The organism is Aquimarina agarivorans (assembly GCF_000218485.1).
In the GTDB taxonomy this organism is placed as follows: Bacteria; Bacteroidota; Bacteroidia; order Flavobacteriales; family Flavobacteriaceae; genus Aquimarina; species Aquimarina agarivorans.
Genome location: NZ_AFPB01000152.1, coordinates 56,781 through 75,146 on the forward strand (window position 1 = coordinate 56,781; position 18,366 = coordinate 75,146).

19 protein-coding genes, 1 tRNA gene and 2 pseudogenes are annotated in these 18,366 nt (G+C 34.9%); 16 read left to right on the forward strand and 6 right to left on the reverse strand.

The window, feature by feature from the left end; genetic code table 11:
• The first annotated feature begins 91 nt into the window (after nucleotides 1–91).
• The 3 genes and pseudogenes from lpdA (at nucleotide 92) to GMC_RS0110985 (ending at nucleotide 4,654) form a co-directional block, all read left to right on the forward strand.
• Nucleotides 92–1,499, forward strand: a pseudogene (gene lpdA / locus GMC_RS19775) (dihydrolipoyl dehydrogenase).
• Between the two features lie 535 nt (nucleotides 1,500–2,034).
• A pseudogene (locus GMC_RS19780) lies at nucleotides 2,035–3,166 on the forward strand (vWA domain-containing protein).
• A 24-nt stretch (nucleotides 3,167–3,190) separates the two neighbouring features.
• Nucleotides 3,191–4,654, forward strand: a complete 1,464-nt coding sequence (locus GMC_RS0110985; protein WP_010522178.1) for a magnesium chelatase — start codon at nucleotides 3,191–3,193, stop codon at nucleotides 4,652–4,654.
• A gap of 227 nt (nucleotides 4,655–4,881) precedes the next feature.
• On the opposite strand, the gene GMC_RS20765 is transcribed toward GMC_RS0110985, so the two are convergent.
• Both GMC_RS20765 and GMC_RS0110995 read right to left on the reverse strand, forming a co-directional pair.
• On the reverse strand, nucleotides 4,882–5,259 hold the full coding sequence (locus GMC_RS20765; RefSeq protein ID WP_010522179.1) for a hypothetical protein: 378 nt from the start codon (nucleotides 5,257–5,259) through the stop codon (nucleotides 4,882–4,884).
• The gene (locus GMC_RS0110995) at nucleotides 5,243–5,476 is read right to left on the reverse strand and encodes a hypothetical protein (RefSeq protein ID WP_029489730.1); all 234 of its coding nucleotides are present in this window, start codon (nucleotides 5,474–5,476) and stop codon (nucleotides 5,243–5,245) included. Before GMC_RS0110995 ends, GMC_RS20765 begins: the two co-directional genes overlap by 17 nt.
• A gap of 261 nt (nucleotides 5,477–5,737) precedes the next feature.
• On the opposite strand from GMC_RS0110995, the gene GMC_RS22290 reads away from it, so the two are divergent.
• The 4 genes from GMC_RS22290 to GMC_RS0111010 are packed head-to-tail and all read left to right on the forward strand — an operon-like array spanning nucleotide 5,738 to nucleotide 8,021.
• Complete coding sequence (locus GMC_RS22290; protein ID WP_238527976.1) at nucleotides 5,738–6,013, forward strand: pyridoxamine 5'-phosphate oxidase family protein; 276 nt, start codon at nucleotides 5,738–5,740, stop codon at nucleotides 6,011–6,013.
• A gap of 10 nt (nucleotides 6,014–6,023) precedes the next feature.
• Nucleotides 6,024–6,194, forward strand: a complete 171-nt coding sequence (locus GMC_RS22295; protein WP_238527977.1) for a hypothetical protein — start codon at nucleotides 6,024–6,026, stop codon at nucleotides 6,192–6,194.
• 48 nt (nucleotides 6,195–6,242) lie between these two features.
• Complete coding sequence (lipB, locus tag GMC_RS0111005) at nucleotides 6,243–6,938, forward strand: lipoyl(octanoyl) transferase LipB (protein WP_010522182.1); 696 nt, start codon at nucleotides 6,243–6,245, stop codon at nucleotides 6,936–6,938.
• 45 nt (nucleotides 6,939–6,983) lie between these two features.
• Nucleotides 6,984–8,021, forward strand: a complete 1,038-nt coding sequence (locus GMC_RS0111010; RefSeq protein ID WP_010522183.1) for a phosphotriesterase family protein — start codon at nucleotides 6,984–6,986, stop codon at nucleotides 8,019–8,021.
• Nucleotides 8,022–8,139: 118 nt separating this feature from the next.
• Here GMC_RS0111010 and GMC_RS0111015 read toward each other — a convergent pair.
• A tRNA-Asn gene (locus GMC_RS0111015) sits at nucleotides 8,140–8,213 on the reverse strand.
• Between the two features lie 196 nt (nucleotides 8,214–8,409).
• Complete coding sequence (rseP, locus tag GMC_RS0111020; protein ID WP_029489731.1) at nucleotides 8,410–9,720, reverse strand: RIP metalloprotease RseP; 1,311 nt, start codon at nucleotides 9,718–9,720, stop codon at nucleotides 8,410–8,412.
• Nucleotides 9,721–9,871: 151 nt separating this feature from the next.
• Between rseP and GMC_RS0111025 the strand changes: the two genes are divergently transcribed.
• The 9 genes from GMC_RS0111025 to GMC_RS0111065 all read left to right on the forward strand — a co-directional run bounded on the left by GMC_RS0111025 (nucleotide 9,872) and on the right by GMC_RS0111065 (nucleotide 17,226).
• Entirely contained in the window at nucleotides 9,872–10,537 is a 666-nt protein-coding gene (locus tag GMC_RS0111025; protein WP_029489732.1) for an SCO family protein, read from the forward strand.
• Nucleotides 10,538–10,649: 112 nt separating this feature from the next.
• Entirely contained in the window at nucleotides 10,650–10,877 is a 228-nt protein-coding gene (locus GMC_RS0111030; protein ID WP_010522186.1) for a FeoA family protein, read from the forward strand.
• Between the two features lie 22 nt (nucleotides 10,878–10,899).
• The gene (gene feoB / locus GMC_RS0111035) at nucleotides 10,900–12,996 is read left to right on the forward strand and encodes a ferrous iron transport protein B (protein WP_010522187.1); all 2,097 of its coding nucleotides are present in this window, start codon (nucleotides 10,900–10,902) and stop codon (nucleotides 12,994–12,996) included.
• A gap of 39 nt (nucleotides 12,997–13,035) precedes the next feature.
• The gene (locus GMC_RS23455) at nucleotides 13,036–13,179 is read left to right on the forward strand and encodes a FeoB-associated Cys-rich membrane protein (RefSeq protein WP_498365820.1); all 144 of its coding nucleotides are present in this window, start codon (nucleotides 13,036–13,038) and stop codon (nucleotides 13,177–13,179) included.
• Between the two features lie 183 nt (nucleotides 13,180–13,362).
• Nucleotides 13,363–13,902 carry a 30S ribosomal protein S16 gene (locus tag GMC_RS0111045; protein WP_010522188.1) on the forward strand — a complete coding sequence of 180 codons (540 nt, stop codon included), beginning with the start codon at nucleotides 13,363–13,365 and terminating at the stop codon, nucleotides 13,900–13,902.
• Nucleotides 13,903–13,920: 18 nt separating this feature from the next.
• Nucleotides 13,921–14,445, forward strand: coding sequence for a ribosome maturation factor RimM (rimM, locus tag GMC_RS0111050; RefSeq protein ID WP_010522189.1), 525 nt, complete (start codon nucleotides 13,921–13,923; stop codon nucleotides 14,443–14,445).
• A 139-nt stretch (nucleotides 14,446–14,584) separates the two neighbouring features.
• The gene (locus GMC_RS0111055; RefSeq protein ID WP_010522190.1) at nucleotides 14,585–15,304 is read left to right on the forward strand and encodes a tRNA1(Val) (adenine(37)-N6)-methyltransferase; all 720 of its coding nucleotides are present in this window, start codon (nucleotides 14,585–14,587) and stop codon (nucleotides 15,302–15,304) included.
• 9 nt (nucleotides 15,305–15,313) lie between these two features.
• A complete protein-coding gene (locus GMC_RS0111060; protein WP_010522191.1) occupies nucleotides 15,314–15,991 on the forward strand; it encodes a glycerophosphodiester phosphodiesterase in 678 nt (225 codons plus the stop codon).
• 14 nt (nucleotides 15,992–16,005) lie between these two features.
• Nucleotides 16,006–17,226, forward strand: coding sequence for a BaiN/RdsA family NAD(P)/FAD-dependent oxidoreductase (locus GMC_RS0111065; RefSeq protein WP_010522192.1), 1,221 nt, complete (start codon nucleotides 16,006–16,008; stop codon nucleotides 17,224–17,226).
• Nucleotides 17,227–17,250: 24 nt separating this feature from the next.
• Here GMC_RS0111065 and GMC_RS0111070 read toward each other — a convergent pair whose 3' ends face one another.
• Nucleotides 17,251–17,811, reverse strand: coding sequence for a TetR/AcrR family transcriptional regulator (locus tag GMC_RS0111070; protein ID WP_010522193.1), 561 nt, complete (start codon nucleotides 17,809–17,811; stop codon nucleotides 17,251–17,253).
• 7 nt (nucleotides 17,812–17,818) lie between these two features.
• A complete protein-coding gene (locus GMC_RS0111075; protein ID WP_010522194.1) occupies nucleotides 17,819–18,292 on the reverse strand; it encodes a TspO/MBR family protein in 474 nt (157 codons plus the stop codon).
• Between the last annotated feature and the right edge of the window lie 74 nt (nucleotides 18,293–18,366).

Sequence of the window (18,366 nt, forward strand, 5' to 3'; positions counted from 1 at the left end):
AAACATTTGTACATTTGTTAGAGTAATTAATAAACTTAAATAAGTTGTTATAATTGTAATTTAAAACGACTATTATCAAAAAATATATATTATGAGTTCATTTGATGTTGCTGTTATAGGTTCAGGACCTGGAGGATATGTTGCTGCAATTCGTTGCGCGCAATTGGGAATGAAAACAGCTATTATTGAAAAATACAATACACTTGGTGGTACATGTTTAAACGTAGGGTGTATTCCAAGTAAGGCGTTGTTAGATTCTTCGCATCATTTTGAACATGCAACAAAACATTTTGAAGGGCATGGTATTGAAATTTCGGGGGAGGTAAAGGCGAATCTTGAAAAAATGATTGCCCGTAAACAAACCGTAGTGGATCAAACTTGTGATGGTGTTGCTTATTTAATGAAAAAAAATAAGATAGAAGTTTTTCAGGGCACTGGTAGCTTTAAGGATGCTACTCATATTGATATCGCTACTGCAGAAGGTGAAACTGTAGAAATTGAAGCAAAAAATACTATTATTGCCACAGGGTCAAAGCCTTCCACCTTATCATTTGCAGAAATTGATAAGACCAGAATTATTACATCAACCGAAGCATTGAAATTAAAAGAAATCCCCAAACACTTATTAATTATAGGAGGTGGTGTTATTGGTCTGGAGCTTGGTCAAGTTTACCGCCGTTTAGGCGCTCAGGTTTCAGTAGTTGAATATGCAGACCGTATCATTCCAACAATGGATGCAGCTTTGTCAAAAGAATTGATGAAGGCAATGAAAAAGCAAGGGGGTAAAATTTTATTTGCCTTACTGTGTAAAAAATGTTGAAAATACGGGTGATGAGGTCCTCATTACTGCAACTGATAAAAAAGATCAAGAAGTTACTTTTAATGCGGATTATTGTTTAGTTTCAGTTGGAAGAAGCCCGTATACTAAAGGATTAAATTTAGATGCAGTTGGTATTAAAACTACCGAAAAAGGCCAAATAGAAACGAATGGGCATTTACAAACAAATGTTTCCAACATATATGCTATTGGCGATGTGGTTAAAGGAGCTATGTTAGCGCACAAAGCTGAAGAAGAGGGTGTTTTAGTGGCAGAAGTTTTAGCAGGACAAAAACCACATATTGATTACAATTTAATACCAGGTGTGGTATATACATGGCCTGAAGTTGCTGCTGTTGGAAAAACAGAAGAACAATTAAAAGAAGCGGGTGTAGCCTACAAATCAGGGCAATTTCCATTTAGAGCTTTGGGTAGAGCAAGAGCTAGTAGTGATTTAGGTGGTTTTGTAAAGATTTTAGCGGATAAAACAACCGACGAAATTTTAGGAGTACATATGGTAGGTGCACGTTGTGCAGATTTAATTGCCGAAGCCGTTACAGCTATGGAATTTAGAGCAAGTGCCGAAGATGTAGCGCGTATGAGTCATGCACACCCAACATTTACTGAAGCTATCAAAGAAGCAGCTTTAGCAGCAACTGAGGATAGGGCCCTGCATGTGTAAGTAATTCTTTTTTGTTTTTAAAAATTTAAAAAAAACTTGATAAATTAATTTTATCAAGTTTTTTTTAGATTAATAACATTCTAAAAAGATTTCAATATTGAATTAGCGATTTAACTGTTTTTATTCATTCACAAATCAAATTAAATATGCGAAATAAAAGCTACGCTGATGTTTCTTTTTTAATCTTAATCAAAGTTTCATATCTTTTAAGGTGATTTATAATAAGAATCAGTTAAAATCAACTAAAAAGACCATTTTAGTTCAAATTTGTTGTTTGGCAATGCAACAGACGTTACTAGTGGTTGTCTTTAATTTTATACTCTTAATGAGGAATAGGCATGCTCAAACACAGTCCATTTTAAAGAAATATTAAATTTTAAAATAGTCGCTACAAAGTAATAATACGTTATGGTGTTGGTTTGTTTTATAACTAGTCCTTATAGTGCGTAAAATGTTTAAGTGTTTAACAAAACTTTTCATCAACTTATAAGTTGAAATTAACGTTTGTTGATGTAATATTAATTATATTGATATTATGAATAAACGTTCACAAACATACACAGGCTTTGTGTTCAAAAAATACGAAGCTCCTGAGCAAAGTATTTTTGATACACTTTTGGATATTTTTAAAGAACTTATAACGCATACTTCGGGCGATGTTGATGAGGCGTTGGATTGGTTAGCTGAACTGGATTCGGAATACGGAATAGCGACTCCTGAATACACTTTAAAGGATTTTGAAGAAGACTTAAAAAAGAAAGGGTATATTAGAGAGGAAATAAAACCAGACGGTCAGGGAGGTAAAGCTATTACTGCAAAAACAGAACGAGCGATCAGGCAGCGTGCACTCAACCAAATTTTCGGAAAGCTACGAAAGTCTGGTGTAGGAAATCACAAAACCCAATAAAATTGGAGTGGGTGATGAAACTACGGGTGAATTTAGGAATTATGTTTTTGGGGATACTATAGAGCGAGTTTCCATTACTGAAAGTCTGCGCAACGCTCAAATAAATCATGGTATTGAAAATGGTTTTAAGCTTACCGAAGATGATTTGGTGGTGCATGAAACTAATCATAAAGCGCAAATGAGTACTATACTAATGATTGATATTAGTCATAGTATGATTTTATATGGCGAAGATCGCATTACACCAGCTAAAAAAGTGGCTATGGCTTTGGCTGAACTAATTACCACCAGGTATCCTAAAGATACCTTGGAAATTATTGTGTTTGGGAATGATTCATGGCGAATTTCGATACAAGATTTGCCTTATTTACAAGTAGGACCTTACCATACAAATACAGTTGCAGGTTTGGAATTGGCACTTGATTTACTTCGGCGAAAGCGAAATACCAACAAACAAATTTTTATGATCACCGATGGTAAACCGAGTTGTTTACGTTTGCCTGATGGTCGTTATTACAAGAATAGTAATGGGTTGGATGATTATATTGTGAATAAATGCTACGGAATGGCACAACAAGCACGTAAGCTCCATATTCCTATTACCACATTTATGATTGCTCAGGATCCTTATCTTATGAAATTTGTTGAAGCTTTTACCAAAGCAAATCAAGGGAAAGCTTTTTATACAGGTTTAAAAGGGTTAGGTGAAATGATTTTTGAAGATTACGAACAAAACAGAAAAAAAAGAATTAAAGGATAGTATTAATTCTTACAAATAGCACTTATGGAATATACTCAATTAAAAACATTAGGAGATTTAAAGTCCGCAGGATATACTTACAAGACGATTAAAGATGAATTAAGGGATAATTTGTCTCATAAAATAAAGAATAATGAGACTGTTTTTGAAGGAGTTTATGGGTACGAGCATACTGTAATTCCTGAATTGCAACGGGCTATTTTGTCCAAGCATAACATCAATTTATTAGGACTTCGAGGGCAGGCTAAAACCAGATTGGCGCGTCAAATGACTAATTTACTGGATGAATATGTGCCTGTTGTGGCTGGTTCGGAAATTAACGATGATCCTTTGCAACCAATTTCACGATTTGCTAAGGAATTAATAGCGGATAAAGGTGATGATACACCAATTACATGGATGCATAGGGAGGAGCGTTTTTCGGAAAAATTGGCTACACCTGATGTTACAGTGGCGGACATCATTGGTGATGTAGATCCAATAAAAGCGGCAAACTTAAAACTTTCTTATGCTGATGATCGTGTAATTCATTATGGAATGATACCAAGAGCCAATCGATGTATTTTTGTTATTAACGAATTACCAGATTTGCAAGCTCGAATTCAGGTAGCTTTATTTAATATCCTTCAGGAAGGTGATGTGCAAATCCGAGGATTTAAACTGCGTTTCAATTTGGATATGCAATTTGTATTTACCGCTAATCCTGAAGATTACACTAATAGAGGGAGTATTATTACTCCGTTGAAAGATAGGATAGGATCACAAATTTTAACACATTATCCTGATACTATTGAAATAGCAAAAAAAATAACTAAGCAGGAAGTGCAGTCAGACGCACGTCAAAAGGAAACGATATACGTACCCGAACTTGCATTTGAACTTTTAGAACAAATTGGTTTTGAAGCCAGAGAAAGTGAGTACGTGGATGCAAAAAGTGGCGTAAGTGCGCGTATGAGTATTACAGCATATGAAAATTTACTGAGCGCGGCGGAATTAAGAATGCTTACTTCTGGCGAAAGCCAAACTAGTGTACGTTTAAGTGATTTTATGGGAATTATACCTGCTATCAATGGAAAAATAGAGTTAGTTTACGAAGGGGAGCAGGAAGGATCGGCATCAGTAGCGCAATTGTTAATTCACCGAGCGGTACAAACCTTATTTTCAAATTATTTCCCTAAAATAGAAAAATTAGAGCATAAAGATAAAGCAAGTCCGTACGACAAACTAGTGGACTGGTTTTATGATGGAACAGGTTTTGAATTACCAAGTGATTTATTAACTCCGGAATATGAGCAACTATTGGATATGGTTCCGCCGTTACAACAATTAATTTCTGAATTTCAGCCGGAGATTTCTAAAAAAGACAGTTATTTTTTGAAAGAATTTTTACTTTGGGGGTTGGTTGAGTTTAAAAAATTAAGTAAGCTCCAAATGGAAAAAGGATTTGAGTTTAAGGATACTTTTGGAAGTTATATTCGAGGTATTTAATTTGTAAATCATTAAACGCTAAAAAAGTCAGTCCAATTCATTGTACTGACTTTTTTAGTTTTAGAAAATGCAATACAGGTTCTGATTTTAAATGAGTAATTTAATATCGGAAACGGTATTAAAGTTGCTACTGCACCTTAAATGTGATGGGTAGGGTGTAGGCCATTTTAACCTTAGTATTTCCGTGTCGAGCAGGTTTCATTTTAGGTAATAATCGCGCTACTCTTTTAGCGCGCTTTTATATTACTGACTAAACCATTTTCGTTGATTTCAAAATATAAAAAAATCGTTTGTTTTCCGCTCAACCCCAGTTCGTCACCCAATCCGTTGTTAAACCTACGCAATACCATACGCTGTACTTTTTCCTGAAAACAAATAGCACGTTCATTATTGGTGCTATACTTATCGCAACCAGGAAAAATAGGTAAAAATTCAACCGTGTTTGGTTTGTAAATAGTTGTTGCTACTGATTTGGCTTTCCCTTTAGTGGTTTTTACAGTTGCGGCTTTAGTTGCACCATCATTAGCCTTTGCAGTGGCTTTTGTATTTGGCTCAATTTTAGGCACCTTTTTTTTGGTGGGGACTTCTTCAGGTTTTTTTTTCAACTACTTCTGGTATTTTAGTCGAAATCGTTTTCGTTTCTACAACCGTTTTAGGTATTTTTACTTGTGTTTCGGCAATAGGATTATCAGGAATAGGGGTTACGGGACCCATAGTATGCAATAAATCGTTAGTATCCATAGCTGGGGCAGTTAGGCTAATGGCTTTTTGTGGAACTTGCTTGTAATTAAAAATGGCATACATAATATAGCTAAAGCTCAATAATGCAATTAGTCAAATTTGAAAATCAATTGTTTTGTCTTTTTTTACGTTTGCGTCGTGTTTTTTAGTCATTATTAACATAATTTATGGTTAACTGTTATCAAGGAGCGTACCAAAAGTATTTGTGAATTTGGTAAAAATATGAAGTGTTAGTTGTTTTTTTGATTAATGGATTGCAGTTGTTAATGGTGGTATTTTAATTTTTAAGCTTAATTTTTGTTTATTTATGAATTTAATAATAATGTTATCGAATAGTGTATCATGGTTGTAATTGAAACGGTAAAAAAAGCGTTAGAAAAAAGCGTATTATGTTGGTTAGCTACAGCTTCAAAGGAAAGGCTACCTAATGTGTCTCCAAAAGAAGTGTTTAAGTACTATGATAAAGATTGTATTCTAATTGCTAATATTGCTTCAGCTAAAAGCAGAATTAATATAGAGGAAAACCCTAATGTATGTTTTAAGCTTTATCGATATTTTTATTCAAAAAAGCTATCAATTAAAGGGAGTTTCACGTGTAATTACCAAAAAGGATATTAAATTTGAAGCTATGGAAAAAGAGTTGTTGAAAATAACCTTAGGGAAGCTTCCTTTTTCTAGCATTTTTAGGGTTACTGTTACATCTGTTAAACCTGTCATAGCACCTAGTTACTTATTGTTTCCTAATACCACAGAACAAGATCAAATAGCTAATGCTAAAAAGGCTTACGGAATTAAATAATTTGGCTGATTTTTAGTAAATCCTTATTAATACCTACCTTTGTAAATGATGAATAAAAAGGTCAATTTTATAAATTTAGGGGTTAAAGATTACAAAGCGTCTTGGGATCAGCAGGAAGCTATTTTTAAGGATGTTGTTGCTATCAAACTTAAAAAATCAAGAGAAAATTTATCGATAGATACGCCCAATTATTTATTGTTTGTTGAGCATCCGCATGTGTTTACTTTAGGTAAAAGTGGGGAAATATCAAATTTACTGACTCCTAAAGCAACCTTGGAAAAGCAAGGTGTTTCATTTTATAAAATTAATAGAGGGGGCGATATAACCTATCATGGACCTGGTCAAGTTGTAGGATATCCTATATTAGATTTGGATAATTTTTTTACTGATATTCATAAATACCTGCGTTTTTTAGAGGAAACAGTGATACTAACGCTGACCGAATATGGCATTACTGCTACACGAAGCGATGGAGAAACCGGCGTATGGTTGGATGTTGGAACACCCTTTGCGCGTAAAATTTGTGCCATGGGCGTACGCGCCAGTCGTTGGGTTACTATGCATGGGTTTGCATTCAATGTTAATACCGATTTGGGCTATTTTGATCACATTATTCCTTGTGGTATTAAAGGAAAAGGGGTAACCTCATTACAAGCTGAATTAGGAAGAGAAGTTCCTATTGTAGAAGTTCAGAGAAAATTACTTACTCATTTTAAGAATTTGTTTGAGGTGGAGTTTATTTAATGGTTTATTGTTGTTTTTTATACTAAGATTGAAGATTACAATGTTATGCAGAATTTATTTTTTTATTTGATTCTATGGTTTTTGGTAGTTGGATGTAAATCAACTTTAGGGTCTAAAAAATTAATTACAGTAAATGGTGCAATACCAATAAAAAAAATTGGGGTTACTTTGGTGCATGAACATATAATGGTTGATTGGATTGGCGCCGATAGTACTGGTCAACACCGTTGGAATAAAGCAGCGGTAATAAAACGCGCTATGCCTTTTTTAATTGATGCCCAAAAGAAAGGCGTAAATACCTTTTTTGATTGCACACCTGCTTATATTGGCCGTGATCCTATTCTATTAAAAAAAATATCTGAAAGCACAGGAATGCATATTGTTACTAATACGGGCTACTATGGAGCAGTTAATAACAAATTTATGCCAAAGCACGCTTTTAAGGATAGCGCTAAAGGTATTGCACAAATTTGGATTGACGAATTTGAGCATGGAATTGATGGGACAAAAATAATTCCTGGGTTTATAAAAATTTCAGTAGGTGTTGAAGATACTTTGTCGCAATTGCATGCAAAAATTGTTAAGGCTGCTGCAATAGCACATAAAAAAACGGGTATGACAATTGTATCGCATACTGGTCCAGATGGTCCTGCATTTGCCCAAATGGAAATTTTAAATGAGCAAGGCGTTTCTTCTGAAGCCTTTGTTTGGACACATGCTCAAAATGGTACATTAAATGGTCAAATAAAAGCGGCAAAACAAGGTGCCTGGATTTCGCTTGATCATGTGCAGTCTGGCCCATCCGATCCGCTATCGCAAAATAAAAACACTATTAATTGGTATGTAAATCGTTTAACAGCATTAAAAAAGGAAAAACTCTTACACAAAATACTACTGTCTCACGATTCGGGTTGGTATAATGTGGGTCAGGAAAATGGAGGAAATTATCGCGGATATACCGCTATTTTTGATCATTTAATTCCTGTGCTTAAGGAAAATGGTTTCACTCGAAAAGATATAGATGTGTTGTTAATTAAAAATCCTCAGAATGCTTATGCATTAAACAAAAGGACAATTAAATAATTATAAAAGCTTTGTATAAAATGTTAAGCAGACGGGGGTAAACAAAATGTTTGACTATATTTGACCTGCATAAAAAAAGAAAGCCACTCAATTTCTTGAATGGCTTGTCTTTATTAAGCTCCCCCTCTTGGGCTCGAACCAAGGACCCTCTGATTAACAGTCAGATGCTCTAACCAACTGAGCTAAGGAGGAATGTTCAAATAGAACTATTTCAAAGTGCGAAAATTATCAGCTTTCGCGTTGCATTTCATTATTTTGATAACTCAGTAAAAAATGTTTTACCTCGTTGCGGGTGCAAATATATAACGGATTAAGGTTTCTGCAAAATATTTTTTTACTTTTTTCAATTTATTTTTAGTGAATTTACAACTTGTTATTTTACAGAAAATTACCCTTTCAGTAAATTCCAAATGTCGTTACCAAAAATAAAAACCATTAATGTTAAAATGATAAAAAAGCCAATCATTTGCCCCATTTCTAAAACGCGTTGGCTTGGTTTTCTGCCCGATATAATTTCATAAAGTAAAAACATAATATGACCACCATCCAGCGCGGGTATAGGCAAAAGATTCACAAAAGCCAACCAAACGGAAAGCGTGGCTAAAATTGTCCAAAAATAAGTGTTATTCCATGTATTAGGCATTTGTTCTACTAGACCTATAGGGCCTTTTACCTGCTTGTATGCACCTGTTTTTTTATTTAGGATTACTTTAAACTGCCTAACTTGATCGGTTAATGATTGTATGGTTTTGTTGAATCCGGCAGGGATAGCGCTAGCAATAGAATGTTTGTCCGTAATAATCAGATCCATTCTTTCAGGACTTACTCCCAAAATACTATCTTTAGGGATAAATACTTTTGTGGTCAGCGCTTGATTGTTTCTGGTGTAATTAATTTTCAAAGTATCGCCACTACTCGCTTTTATTTGATTAGCAAATTCTGACCAATAAACAGCAGGTTTGTCATTAGCCTTTGTAATGATATCTCCAACTTGCAATCCAATAGCTTCAGCAATGGTATTTTTTCCAATAAAACCCAATATTGTTTTATATCTGGCAGTTATAAAAGGAGACTGCAAATTTGAAAAAAGCAATTCTTTATTTTCATCACTTATTGATATTTGTTCCTTTTTTCCATCTCGCAATACAGTTACCTGTTCTCCAAGAATAATTTCAAGCACTGCGGCGTTCATCTTTTTTACTGATTTTCCGTCAACACTTAAAATTTTATCGCCGTTTTTAAAGCCTAAAGCAGCTCCAATTTCGTTTACTTCAATACCGTACTTTAGTTTTTCGGTAGGGACATAGCTATCGCCATTGGAGACCAAAAGACAAGTAAAAACTAGCCATGCGAGTAAAAAATTAACAATCACGCCACCAGCCATTACAATTAGTCGTTGCCATGCGGGTTTTGAACGAAACTCCCACGGTTTAGGCGGAAGAGCCATTTGTTCACGATCCATACTTTCGTCAATCATCCCAGCAATTTTTACGTAACCTCCTAAAGGCAGCCAGCCGATTCCCCAAACAGTTTCGCCTATTTTCTTTTGAAAAAGTGCAAATTTAGCGTCAAAGAATAAAAAGAATTTTTCAACTTTAATTTTAAATAATTTGGCAGGAGTGTAGTGTCCAAACTCATGTAATATAACTAAAATGGAAAGCATTAAAATTACTTGTCCAATTCTGAAAAGAAGTTCCATTAAAAAATAAATTTGAACAAAAATAAGCAAACTTACATTTTTAAGAGGGGCAAATACAAACTAATAGTAGTACAAAGTATTTATAAGATGATAAAGCAAAATTATAGTGAATAGGTAGTATTTTTGCAACCTAAACTATTTACAAATGAATATGCTTCGTTTTTTTGCGCCCTATAAAAAGTTTGGGATTTTTTTTCTGTTACTTTCAGCCGTAATTGTAGCGCTTATTTATCAGGCGCTCAAACCAAAACGCAGGCTTCGCATTTACGAACCTGATCAGGTAAATGCCATTCTGGTGGATTCGACTGTACAGGAAATACGTAAATACCATAAAATTGCCGATTTTAGATTAATTAATCAATTAGGGGATACCATAACTCAGGAGGATTACAAGGGGAAAATTTATGTAGCGGATTTCTTTTTTACTACCTGTCAGACTATCTGTCCTAAAATGACTCAAAATATGGGAAAACTTCAGCAAAAGCTTAAAAATTATCCCAATGTAAAATTGTTATCGCATACGGTCATGCCAGAAGTGGATTCGGTAGCTCAATTAAAAAAGTATGCCTTAAAAAAAGGGGTCGATCACAACAAATGGAATTTAGTCACGGGGAATAAAAAGGAATTGTATGATTTGGCACGTAAATCTTATTTGGTAGCAAAAGAGGGGGGCTTTTCTAAATACGATTTGATTCACACTGAAAATTTCGTGCTAGTTGATCAAAAAAAACGCATTCGAGGGTATTATGATGGTACGGATACAGAGGCAATGGAGCAACTTTTGGCGGATATTGAACTTTTGCTTGAAAAAGAATGAGTGAGCGTCATAGTTTTTTGCTATGATACTATTATGTATTCCCTATAGTTTCTAATTTTGTACGTCGTAATTATATTGTATTTTTGTTGTTTCAATTCAATCTAAATAAACTTTGAAGACAACTTTGGCAGAATTAAAAAGGGGGCAGTCAGCTATTATTACTATGGTTGAAACAGATGCCATCCCTTTAAAGTTGCTTGAAATGGGGTGTTTACCAGGCAACGAAGTTACCTTGCTGCAAGTAGCACCATTTTCATGCCCCATGTACCTTAATATTAATGGTTCGCATTTAGCCATTCGGAAAGAAGTAGCAAGACAAATTGAAATTGAATTAATTTAAGCACTCCACTACAGGCAATACTATGGCAAAACATATTAATGTTTCATTAATTGGTAATCCAAATACGGGAAAAACATCAGTATTTAATTTACTTACCGGATTAAATCAGCAAGTTGGTAATTATCCAGGAATTACTGTGGAGCGCAAGGCAGGGGTGTGTAAACTTCCAAGAGGGGTAAAAGCTCATATTTTAGATTTACCAGGTACCTATAGTTTAAATGCTTCATCACTAGATGAAAACGTAGTTATTGAAGTACTGTTAAATAAAAAGGACAAAGATTATCCTGACGTTGCCGTGGTAGTCAGTGATGTGGAAAATTTAAAAAGAAACCTGTTGCTGTTTACACAAATCAAAGATTTGGATATTCCCACGATATTAGTTATTAATATGGCCGATCGTATGAAGCGAAAGGGGATCAGTTTAAATATTCCTGAATTGGAAAAAACGTTAAAAACCAATGTGGTTTTAATGAGTGCTCGAAAAAAACAAGGACTTGAAGAATTAAAACAATTAATAGCTTCGTATAAAAAATTATCAATCGAGCCATGTTTAAATGCTTCAAGTATTGATAAACCGTATTTTGAAGGTTTGCAAAAAGCATTTCCTAATCAATCCTTATATAAATTGTGGTTGGTCATTACGCAAGATGTAAACTTTGCAAATATTAATAGGAATACGATTGCTGATGCTTCGGAATTTCATACAAAAAAGAAAAGCGATTTAAAGCGATTGCAGCAAAAAGAAACCATTAAAAGGTATCAGTTCATTAACGAAACTTTAAAGCAAACACAAACGATTGATGTGGGTTCTGCAACGGGTGTTCGTGCAAAATTGGATCAGTTATTAGTGCATAAAGTTTGGGGGTATCTGATCTTTTTTATTATACTCTTGTTTATATTTCAGGCTATATATGACTGGTCTGCTTATCCGCAAGATTTAATTGATAATGGTTTTGCTTGGTTAAGTGAAGCTGTAAAAGGGCAGCTACCGGCTGGGGCATTAACTAATTTAATTACCGAAGGTATTATTCCTGGATTAGGCGGCATCGTTATATTTATTCCGCAAATTGCATTTTTATTCCTGTTTATTTCCATTTTGGAAGAATCCGGATATATGAGTAGGGTGGTCTTTTTAATGGATCGCTTAATGCGGAAGTTTGGCTTAAGTGGAAAAAGTATTGTGCCGTTAATTTCAGGAACCGCTTGTGCCATACCAGCGGTAATGGCTACCCGAAATATAGAAAACTGGAAGGAACGATTAATTACAATTTTAGTAGTGCCATTTACCACTTGTTCTGCCAGGTTGCCCGTTTATTTAATTATCATTTCTTTAGTAATTCCTAAGGAGCGTGTTGCCTGGATATTTGGGTATCAAAGTTTAAGTTTGATGCTGCTGTATTTGTTGGGTTTTGTGACCGCTTTAGGGTCATCGTGGTTGTTGAGCAAATTTTTGAAAATGCCAAATAAAAGCTTTTTTGTGGTAGAAATGCCTAATTACAAATTGCCGATGTTTAAAAATGTGGCAATTAATGTGGTGGAAAAAACGAAAGCCTTCATTACGGGTGCAGGAAAGATTATTTTGGCAATATCCATTGTGCTTTGGGTGTTAGCTAGTTATGGTCCAAATGAAAAATTTTCAAATGCCAAGGAAATTATAAGTCAAAACCAACCTCAAAAATCTACAATTGAATTAGAACGCGCTATTGCTAGTCAAAAATTGGAGCATTCTTACATAGGTTATATGGGTAAAGCTATTGAACCTTTAGTGGCGCCTTTGGGTTATGATTGGAAAATTGGTATTGCATTAATAAGCTCTTTTGCTGCGCGCGAGGTTTTTGTGGGAACCCTAGCTACCATTTATAGTGTGGGGAGTGACGAGGATGAAACAATAAAAAATAGAATGGCAGCTGAAATTAATCCAGATACTGGAGTGCCATTATTTAATTTAGCAACTGGAGTTTCATTATTGTTATTTTATGCATTTGCCATGCAGTGTATGAGTACTATTGCTATTGTAAAAAAGGAAACTAACGGTTGGCGCTGGCCCATAATACAACTGTTTTTTATGAGTGGTTTGGCGTATATTTCAGCTTTTGTGGCGTATCAATTTTTAAAGTAGCGTAAGTTTTTTTGTTGACTATAGACTTATTAATGAGTTATGAATCAAATTATACAAAATATTGGAGTTTTAATGCTTTTTATAGGAGCCTTGTGTTTTTTGGTGACTAAATTTTTTTGGAAACCAGCCTTAAAAAAGAGTAAAAACAAATCCTGCGGTTCAGGAGGTTGCGGTTGTTCTTAAAATTTGAAAACTTTTTCAATGTTTTTATTGTTGGAATATTTTTTTTAAAAAAGTCAGAAGTCAGAAGTCAGAAGCCAGAAGTCAAAAAAATAATTTCAGGCTCAATACCTTATAGTTCTGTAAAAAGCCTTACATTTGCGCCCTAATTATAACTGAGGTCGCGAACCTCCAAAATTAATTTTTATGCCTGTTAAATTAAGATTACAGAGACACGGTAAAAAAGGGAAACCTTTTTACTGGATCGTTGCAGCTGATGCACGTTCAAAAAGAGATGGTAAATACCTTGAAAAATTAGGTACTTACAATCCAAATACAAATCCTGCAACTATTGATGTTGATGTTGATGGAGCTGTAAAATGGTTACAGAATGGTGCACAACCAACTGATACTGCAAAAAACATTCTTTCATATAAAGGTGTGCTTTTGAAAAATCACCTTGCTGGTGGAATTAAAAAAGGTGCTTTGACGCAAGAGCAAGCGGATGCAAAATTTGAAGCTTGGATTGCTGAAAAAGAAGGATCAATAACTGCTAAAAAAGACGGTTTAGCTAAAGATGCAGCAGATGCAAAAGCAAAAGCTTTAGAAGCAGAAAAAGAAGTTAACGCTAAGCGTGAAGCTGAGGCAACGGCAGCAGTTGCTGAAGCAGAAGCAGCGGAGGCAGCAGCAAAAGCTGAGGCGGAAGCAGCAGAAGCTACCGAAGAAACAGCTAACGAAGAAGAGTAATTCTTTTAATTTACAAGGATGCAAAAAGAAGCATGTTTCTATTTAGGCAAAATTGTAAGTAAGTTTAGCTTCAAGGGAGAAGTACTAGTTAAATTAGATACGGACACTCCTGAGATTTATCAAGAAATGGAATCAGTTTTTGTTGAATACAACAAAAATTTGGTTCCATTTTTTATTGAAAAGGCTCGGTTGCATAAATCAGATTTACTACGTGTCAAATTTGAAGATGTAGATACGGAAGAGGATGCTGATGACTTAATGAAAGCAGCCTTATACTTGCCTTTGGATTTATTGCCTGAGTTAGCTGATGATCAGTTTTACTTTCATGAAATCATTGGCTACCAGGTGGAAGATCTTGCCAAAGGAAAAATAGGCAAAATTACTGCCATAAATGATACAACTGCACAAGCGTTATTTGAAATTGATTACAATGGGAAACAAATTCTCATTCCCATGAATGATAGTTTTATCCATAAATTAGATAAGGACAGTCAATTACTCATTGTAGACACTCCCGAAGGTCTGATAGACTTATATTTATAATTTTTGTGTATAAGCCGCAAAAGGTATATTTATATTAGTTATTGCTCTACCTTTTAATTTTTTGTTTTTGTAAGTAAATAATGGACAAAAAATTTTGTTTGTACATTATTTAGTAAAACCCAATGATTTAAAATAACTTATGTCTGCACCTTTTAAATTTAAAGAGTTTACCGTAGCACAGGATAAATGTGCTATGAAAATTGGTACGGACGGGGTGCTTTTGGGAGCATGGGCAATGCCTAAGGCTTCTCCATTTAATGTGTTGGACGTTGGTGCAGGCACAGGAGTTATTGCTTTAATGATGGCACAACGGTTTACTGATGCAGATGTTGATGCTGTGGAAATTGACGCAGATGCCTACGAACAGGCAATGACAAATTTTGAAAATTCTCCTTGGGGTGATCGTATGTTTTGTTACCATGCTTCGTTTCAGGAGTTTTTCCAGGAAATGGAGGAACCTTATGACTTCATTATAAGCAATCCGCCTTATTTTGAAGCCTCGCAAAAGTCGCCTGATGATAAACGAAATACAGCTCGTTTTGAAGATGCTTTGCCATTTGAGCATTTGCTCTACGGAGCGTCCAAACTACTTGCTGACACTGGAGTTTTTGCCTTAATTATTCCATATAATCAAGAAGCGTTAGTAATTGAAATCGCAAAAAAAATGCGTTTAGTGCCCGTTAAAATTACTCATGTCAAAGGGAATGCAGCAGCGCCAATTAAACGCAGTTTAATTGTTTTTTCTTTTAAAATGGAGGAGGAAAAAGCGGAAAGAAATGAGTTAATAATTGAAAAGGAAAGACACGTTTATACCGATGATTATGTTAAATTAGTACAGGATTTTTATTTAAAGATGTAAACGAGTGCTATGCAAAAAATCGGTCATAGGGGAGCTAAAGCTTTAGTGGATGAAAACACCATAGCTTCCATTGAAAAAGCTATTGAATTAGGTGTTGATGCCGTTGAAATTGATATACACAAATGCGCCACAGGGGAGTTAGTAGTAATGCACGATGAAACGGTAAAACGAACCACTAACGGAAAAGGCAAGATTGTTAATTTAAGCTTTAGTGAGTTATCTATGTTGCGTACGGAGCACATGCACAAAATACCTACGTTAGCGGAAGTGTTAATGGTTTGTCAGGGCAAGTGTAAATTACATATTGAATTAAAGGGAAAGGGTACGGCCAAGGCTGCCTGTTTTTTAATTGAAGCTACAGTAGCTCAAAATAAATGGACTTATGATCAGTTATGCGTATCAAGTTTTGATGCGAAACGTTTAAATAAAATAAAAGCCCGTAATGGTAACATTAAAGTGGGTTTAATTACGGAATCTAAAACAAGCAAAGCTTTGGCTGTTGCAGTAAACAACAACTACGATAATATTTACATTTTTCACGAAAAGTTAAGAAGCCGATTCGTGCGTATGGCGAAGCAAAAAAACTTAAACGTATACGCTTGGACGGTAAATAAGCCTGCCGACATAAAAAAAATGCAAGCTTTGGAAATAAGTGGTATTATTTCGGATAATCCTGATTTATTATAAAAATTTCTAGAGTAATGAAAAGCTACGATGTTGTTGTTATAGGTGGTGGTGCTGCAGGTTTTTTTACAGCAATTAACGTGGCATTTTTAAATCCTAATCTTTCAGTAGTAATCCTGGAGCGTGCTAAAAATGTGCTTCAAAAAGTACGTATTTCAGGCGGAGGACGTTGTAATGTAACCCATGCCGAATTTATTCCCAATGAGTTGGCTAAAAATTACCCTCGGGGGGAGAAGGAATTACGCGGACCGTTTCATAGCTTTATGACAGGCGATACCATGGAATGGTTTGAACAGCGAGGTGTGCCGTTAAAAATTGAAGATGACGGGCGTATTTTTCCAGCATCCAACTCCTCAGCATCTATTATTGACTGTTTTCTAGCGGAAGCTCATAAATTAGGCATCGAAATTCAAAAACAGCAGCTAGTGACTAATTTTAAGCCGATAACTGCGGGTTGGGAAATTGCCACTAAAACAGTAAAAATTTATGCGAAAAAATTAGTTGTAGCTACAGGCAGTCAAACTAAAATATGGAAACATTTGAGTGGTTTGGGTGTTAAAACTATACCTCCTGTACCTTCCTTGTTTACCTTTAATTCAAATGATCATCGAATTGCCTCCATACCCGGGGTGGCTGTTCAGGTATCAGCTTCGGTAAATACTACTAAATTAAAAACAGAAGGTCCTTTACTAATCACCCATTGGGGATTCAGTGGCCCCGCCATTTTAAAACTTTCTGCATGGGGAGCGCGAACTTTGCATGAGTTGGATTATCAATTCGATTTGCTAGTCAATTGGACCAAATTTGAAAGTTTTGAGTCCTGTCATCCTTTTTTAAAAGAGGTGAAAGAAGATAATCCTAAGCAACTAGTGGTAAAAAAACCATTGTATGAATTACCAAAGCGATTGTGGGTGCAATTAGTATTAGCAAGCGGAATTTTTGAAAATCAGCGATGGGCTGATGTAAACAAAAAGCAACTGACAGCGTTAACAAATCAATTGGTGCGTGCTACTTTTCTTATTAATGGGAAAAGTGCTTTTAAAGATGAATTTGTTACTGCTGGTGGTGTGGATTTAAAGGAAATAAACTTTAAAAATTACCAATGTAACAAATTACAAAATTGTTATTTGGTAGGTGAGGTGCTTAATGTTGACGCCATTACAGGTGGCTTTAATTTTCAAAATGCATGGACAGGGGGATATATTGCAGCCCATTCCATAGTTAAGGAATTGTCTTAGTTAGTGCTTGTTTAGGTGTTTAAATTAATGCCTGCAAAAACCTTTCCATGAAATTTCAATGGCTTGTTTTATATGGCGTTCCTCAAGGTCAACTAGGTCGTTTTCATGAATTTTAACAATACTGACAACGCTACCAAAAAACAGTTCTTGCATTACAAGGGTGTTAAATTGCCGGAAAGTTTTCTCTTGAATTCTCTTTCTAAAAAACTGTTCAATATCGGCATAATATACCCTTGTTTTCTCCTTTAATCTTAAAGGAATTTCAGGTGAACGCCCAATTTGTTCCGAAAAAATAAAAGCCAACGGATTGTCAATAAAATAGTGGTACAAATTTAACCACATTATTTGGTACTTTTTTCTGCCATCTTCTGTGTTTTCGGTATTACGCATAATTACGGTACCAAAATCTTCAGTAAGAATGGTGTATAACTCTTCAATTATTTCTTCCTTTTTCTTAAAATGATGATAAAGGGTGCCTTTAGCAACATCGGCAGCTTTAATAATATCAGTTAAGGAAGTATTTTCAATTCCTTTTGTTGTAATTAATTCTAAAGTAACTTGGAGGATAAGTGATTTTTTGTTCAAATCTAAATTAATTTAATTGCCATATACTAAAATTCAACACTGAGGCGAAAGCTACCCATATTATATATGGAATAAGCAAGTAGGCGGCATTCGTATTTACTATTTTAAACCATTTGTAGGTAAAAAGTAGTAAAACCAATAATCCTATAATTACTAAAAGCGCCCCGAAAATTTCGTTGAGTCCAAAAAACACTAAAGACCATGAAATATTTAGTATTAATTGAAATCCAAAATGATATAACGCAGTTTTAACCCATTTATGATAAAACCCGTGATTCCAAATTTTACCAGCAGCTATTCCCATAAGAATATACAGTACTGTCCATACCGGACCGAATACATAATTTGGGGGGTTAAATGATGGTTTGATTAGTGTTGGATACCACGTGTTTACTGATGTTTGAGTGGCTGCGGCTCCAATAGCTCCCGCTACGAGACAAACGACAACCGAGATGATAATTTTTATTGTTTTTTTATTCATTTTTTTAACACTGCTTGTCTAAAATACTATTTTTTTTGAAAAGCATTTTAAATATCGGTTAATCAAAAGCTATA

Coding starts and splice junctions, on each gene's coding strand:
- rseP (WP_029489731.1), bottom strand. CDS start 9,720: ATGGAACTTCTTTTCAGAATTGGACAAGTAATTTTAATGCTTTCCATT.
- GMC_RS22290 (WP_238527976.1), top strand. CDS start 5,738: ATGGTTGTAATTGAAACGGTAAAAAAAGCGTTAGAAAAAAGCGTATTA.
- GMC_RS23455 (WP_498365820.1), top strand. CDS start 13,036: ATGAATCAAATTATACAAAATATTGGAGTTTTAATGCTTTTTATAGGA.
- feoB (WP_010522187.1), top strand. CDS start 10,900: ATGGCAAAACATATTAATGTTTCATTAATTGGTAATCCAAATACGGGA.
- GMC_RS0111045 (WP_010522188.1), top strand. CDS start 13,363: ATGCCTGTTAAATTAAGATTACAGAGACACGGTAAAAAAGGGAAACCT.
- GMC_RS0111010 (WP_010522183.1), top strand. CDS start 6,984: ATGCAGAATTTATTTTTTTATTTGATTCTATGGTTTTTGGTAGTTGGA.
- GMC_RS0111055 (WP_010522190.1), top strand. CDS start 14,585: ATGTCTGCACCTTTTAAATTTAAAGAGTTTACCGTAGCACAGGATAAA.
- GMC_RS22295 (WP_238527977.1), top strand. CDS start 6,024: ATGGAAAAAGAGTTGTTGAAAATAACCTTAGGGAAGCTTCCTTTTTCT.
- GMC_RS0111065 (WP_010522192.1), top strand. CDS start 16,006: ATGAAAAGCTACGATGTTGTTGTTATAGGTGGTGGTGCTGCAGGTTTT.
- lipB (WP_010522182.1), top strand. CDS start 6,243: ATGAATAAAAAGGTCAATTTTATAAATTTAGGGGTTAAAGATTACAAA.
- GMC_RS0110985 (WP_010522178.1), top strand. CDS start 3,191: ATGGAATATACTCAATTAAAAACATTAGGAGATTTAAAGTCCGCAGGA.
- GMC_RS0111075 (WP_010522194.1), bottom strand. CDS start 18,292: ATGAATAAAAAAACAATAAAAATTATCATCTCGGTTGTCGTTTGTCTC.
- GMC_RS0111060 (WP_010522191.1), top strand. CDS start 15,314: ATGCAAAAAATCGGTCATAGGGGAGCTAAAGCTTTAGTGGATGAAAAC.
- GMC_RS0111025 (WP_029489732.1), top strand. CDS start 9,872: ATGCTTCGTTTTTTTGCGCCCTATAAAAAGTTTGGGATTTTTTTTCTG.
- rimM (WP_010522189.1), top strand. CDS start 13,921: ATGCAAAAAGAAGCATGTTTCTATTTAGGCAAAATTGTAAGTAAGTTT.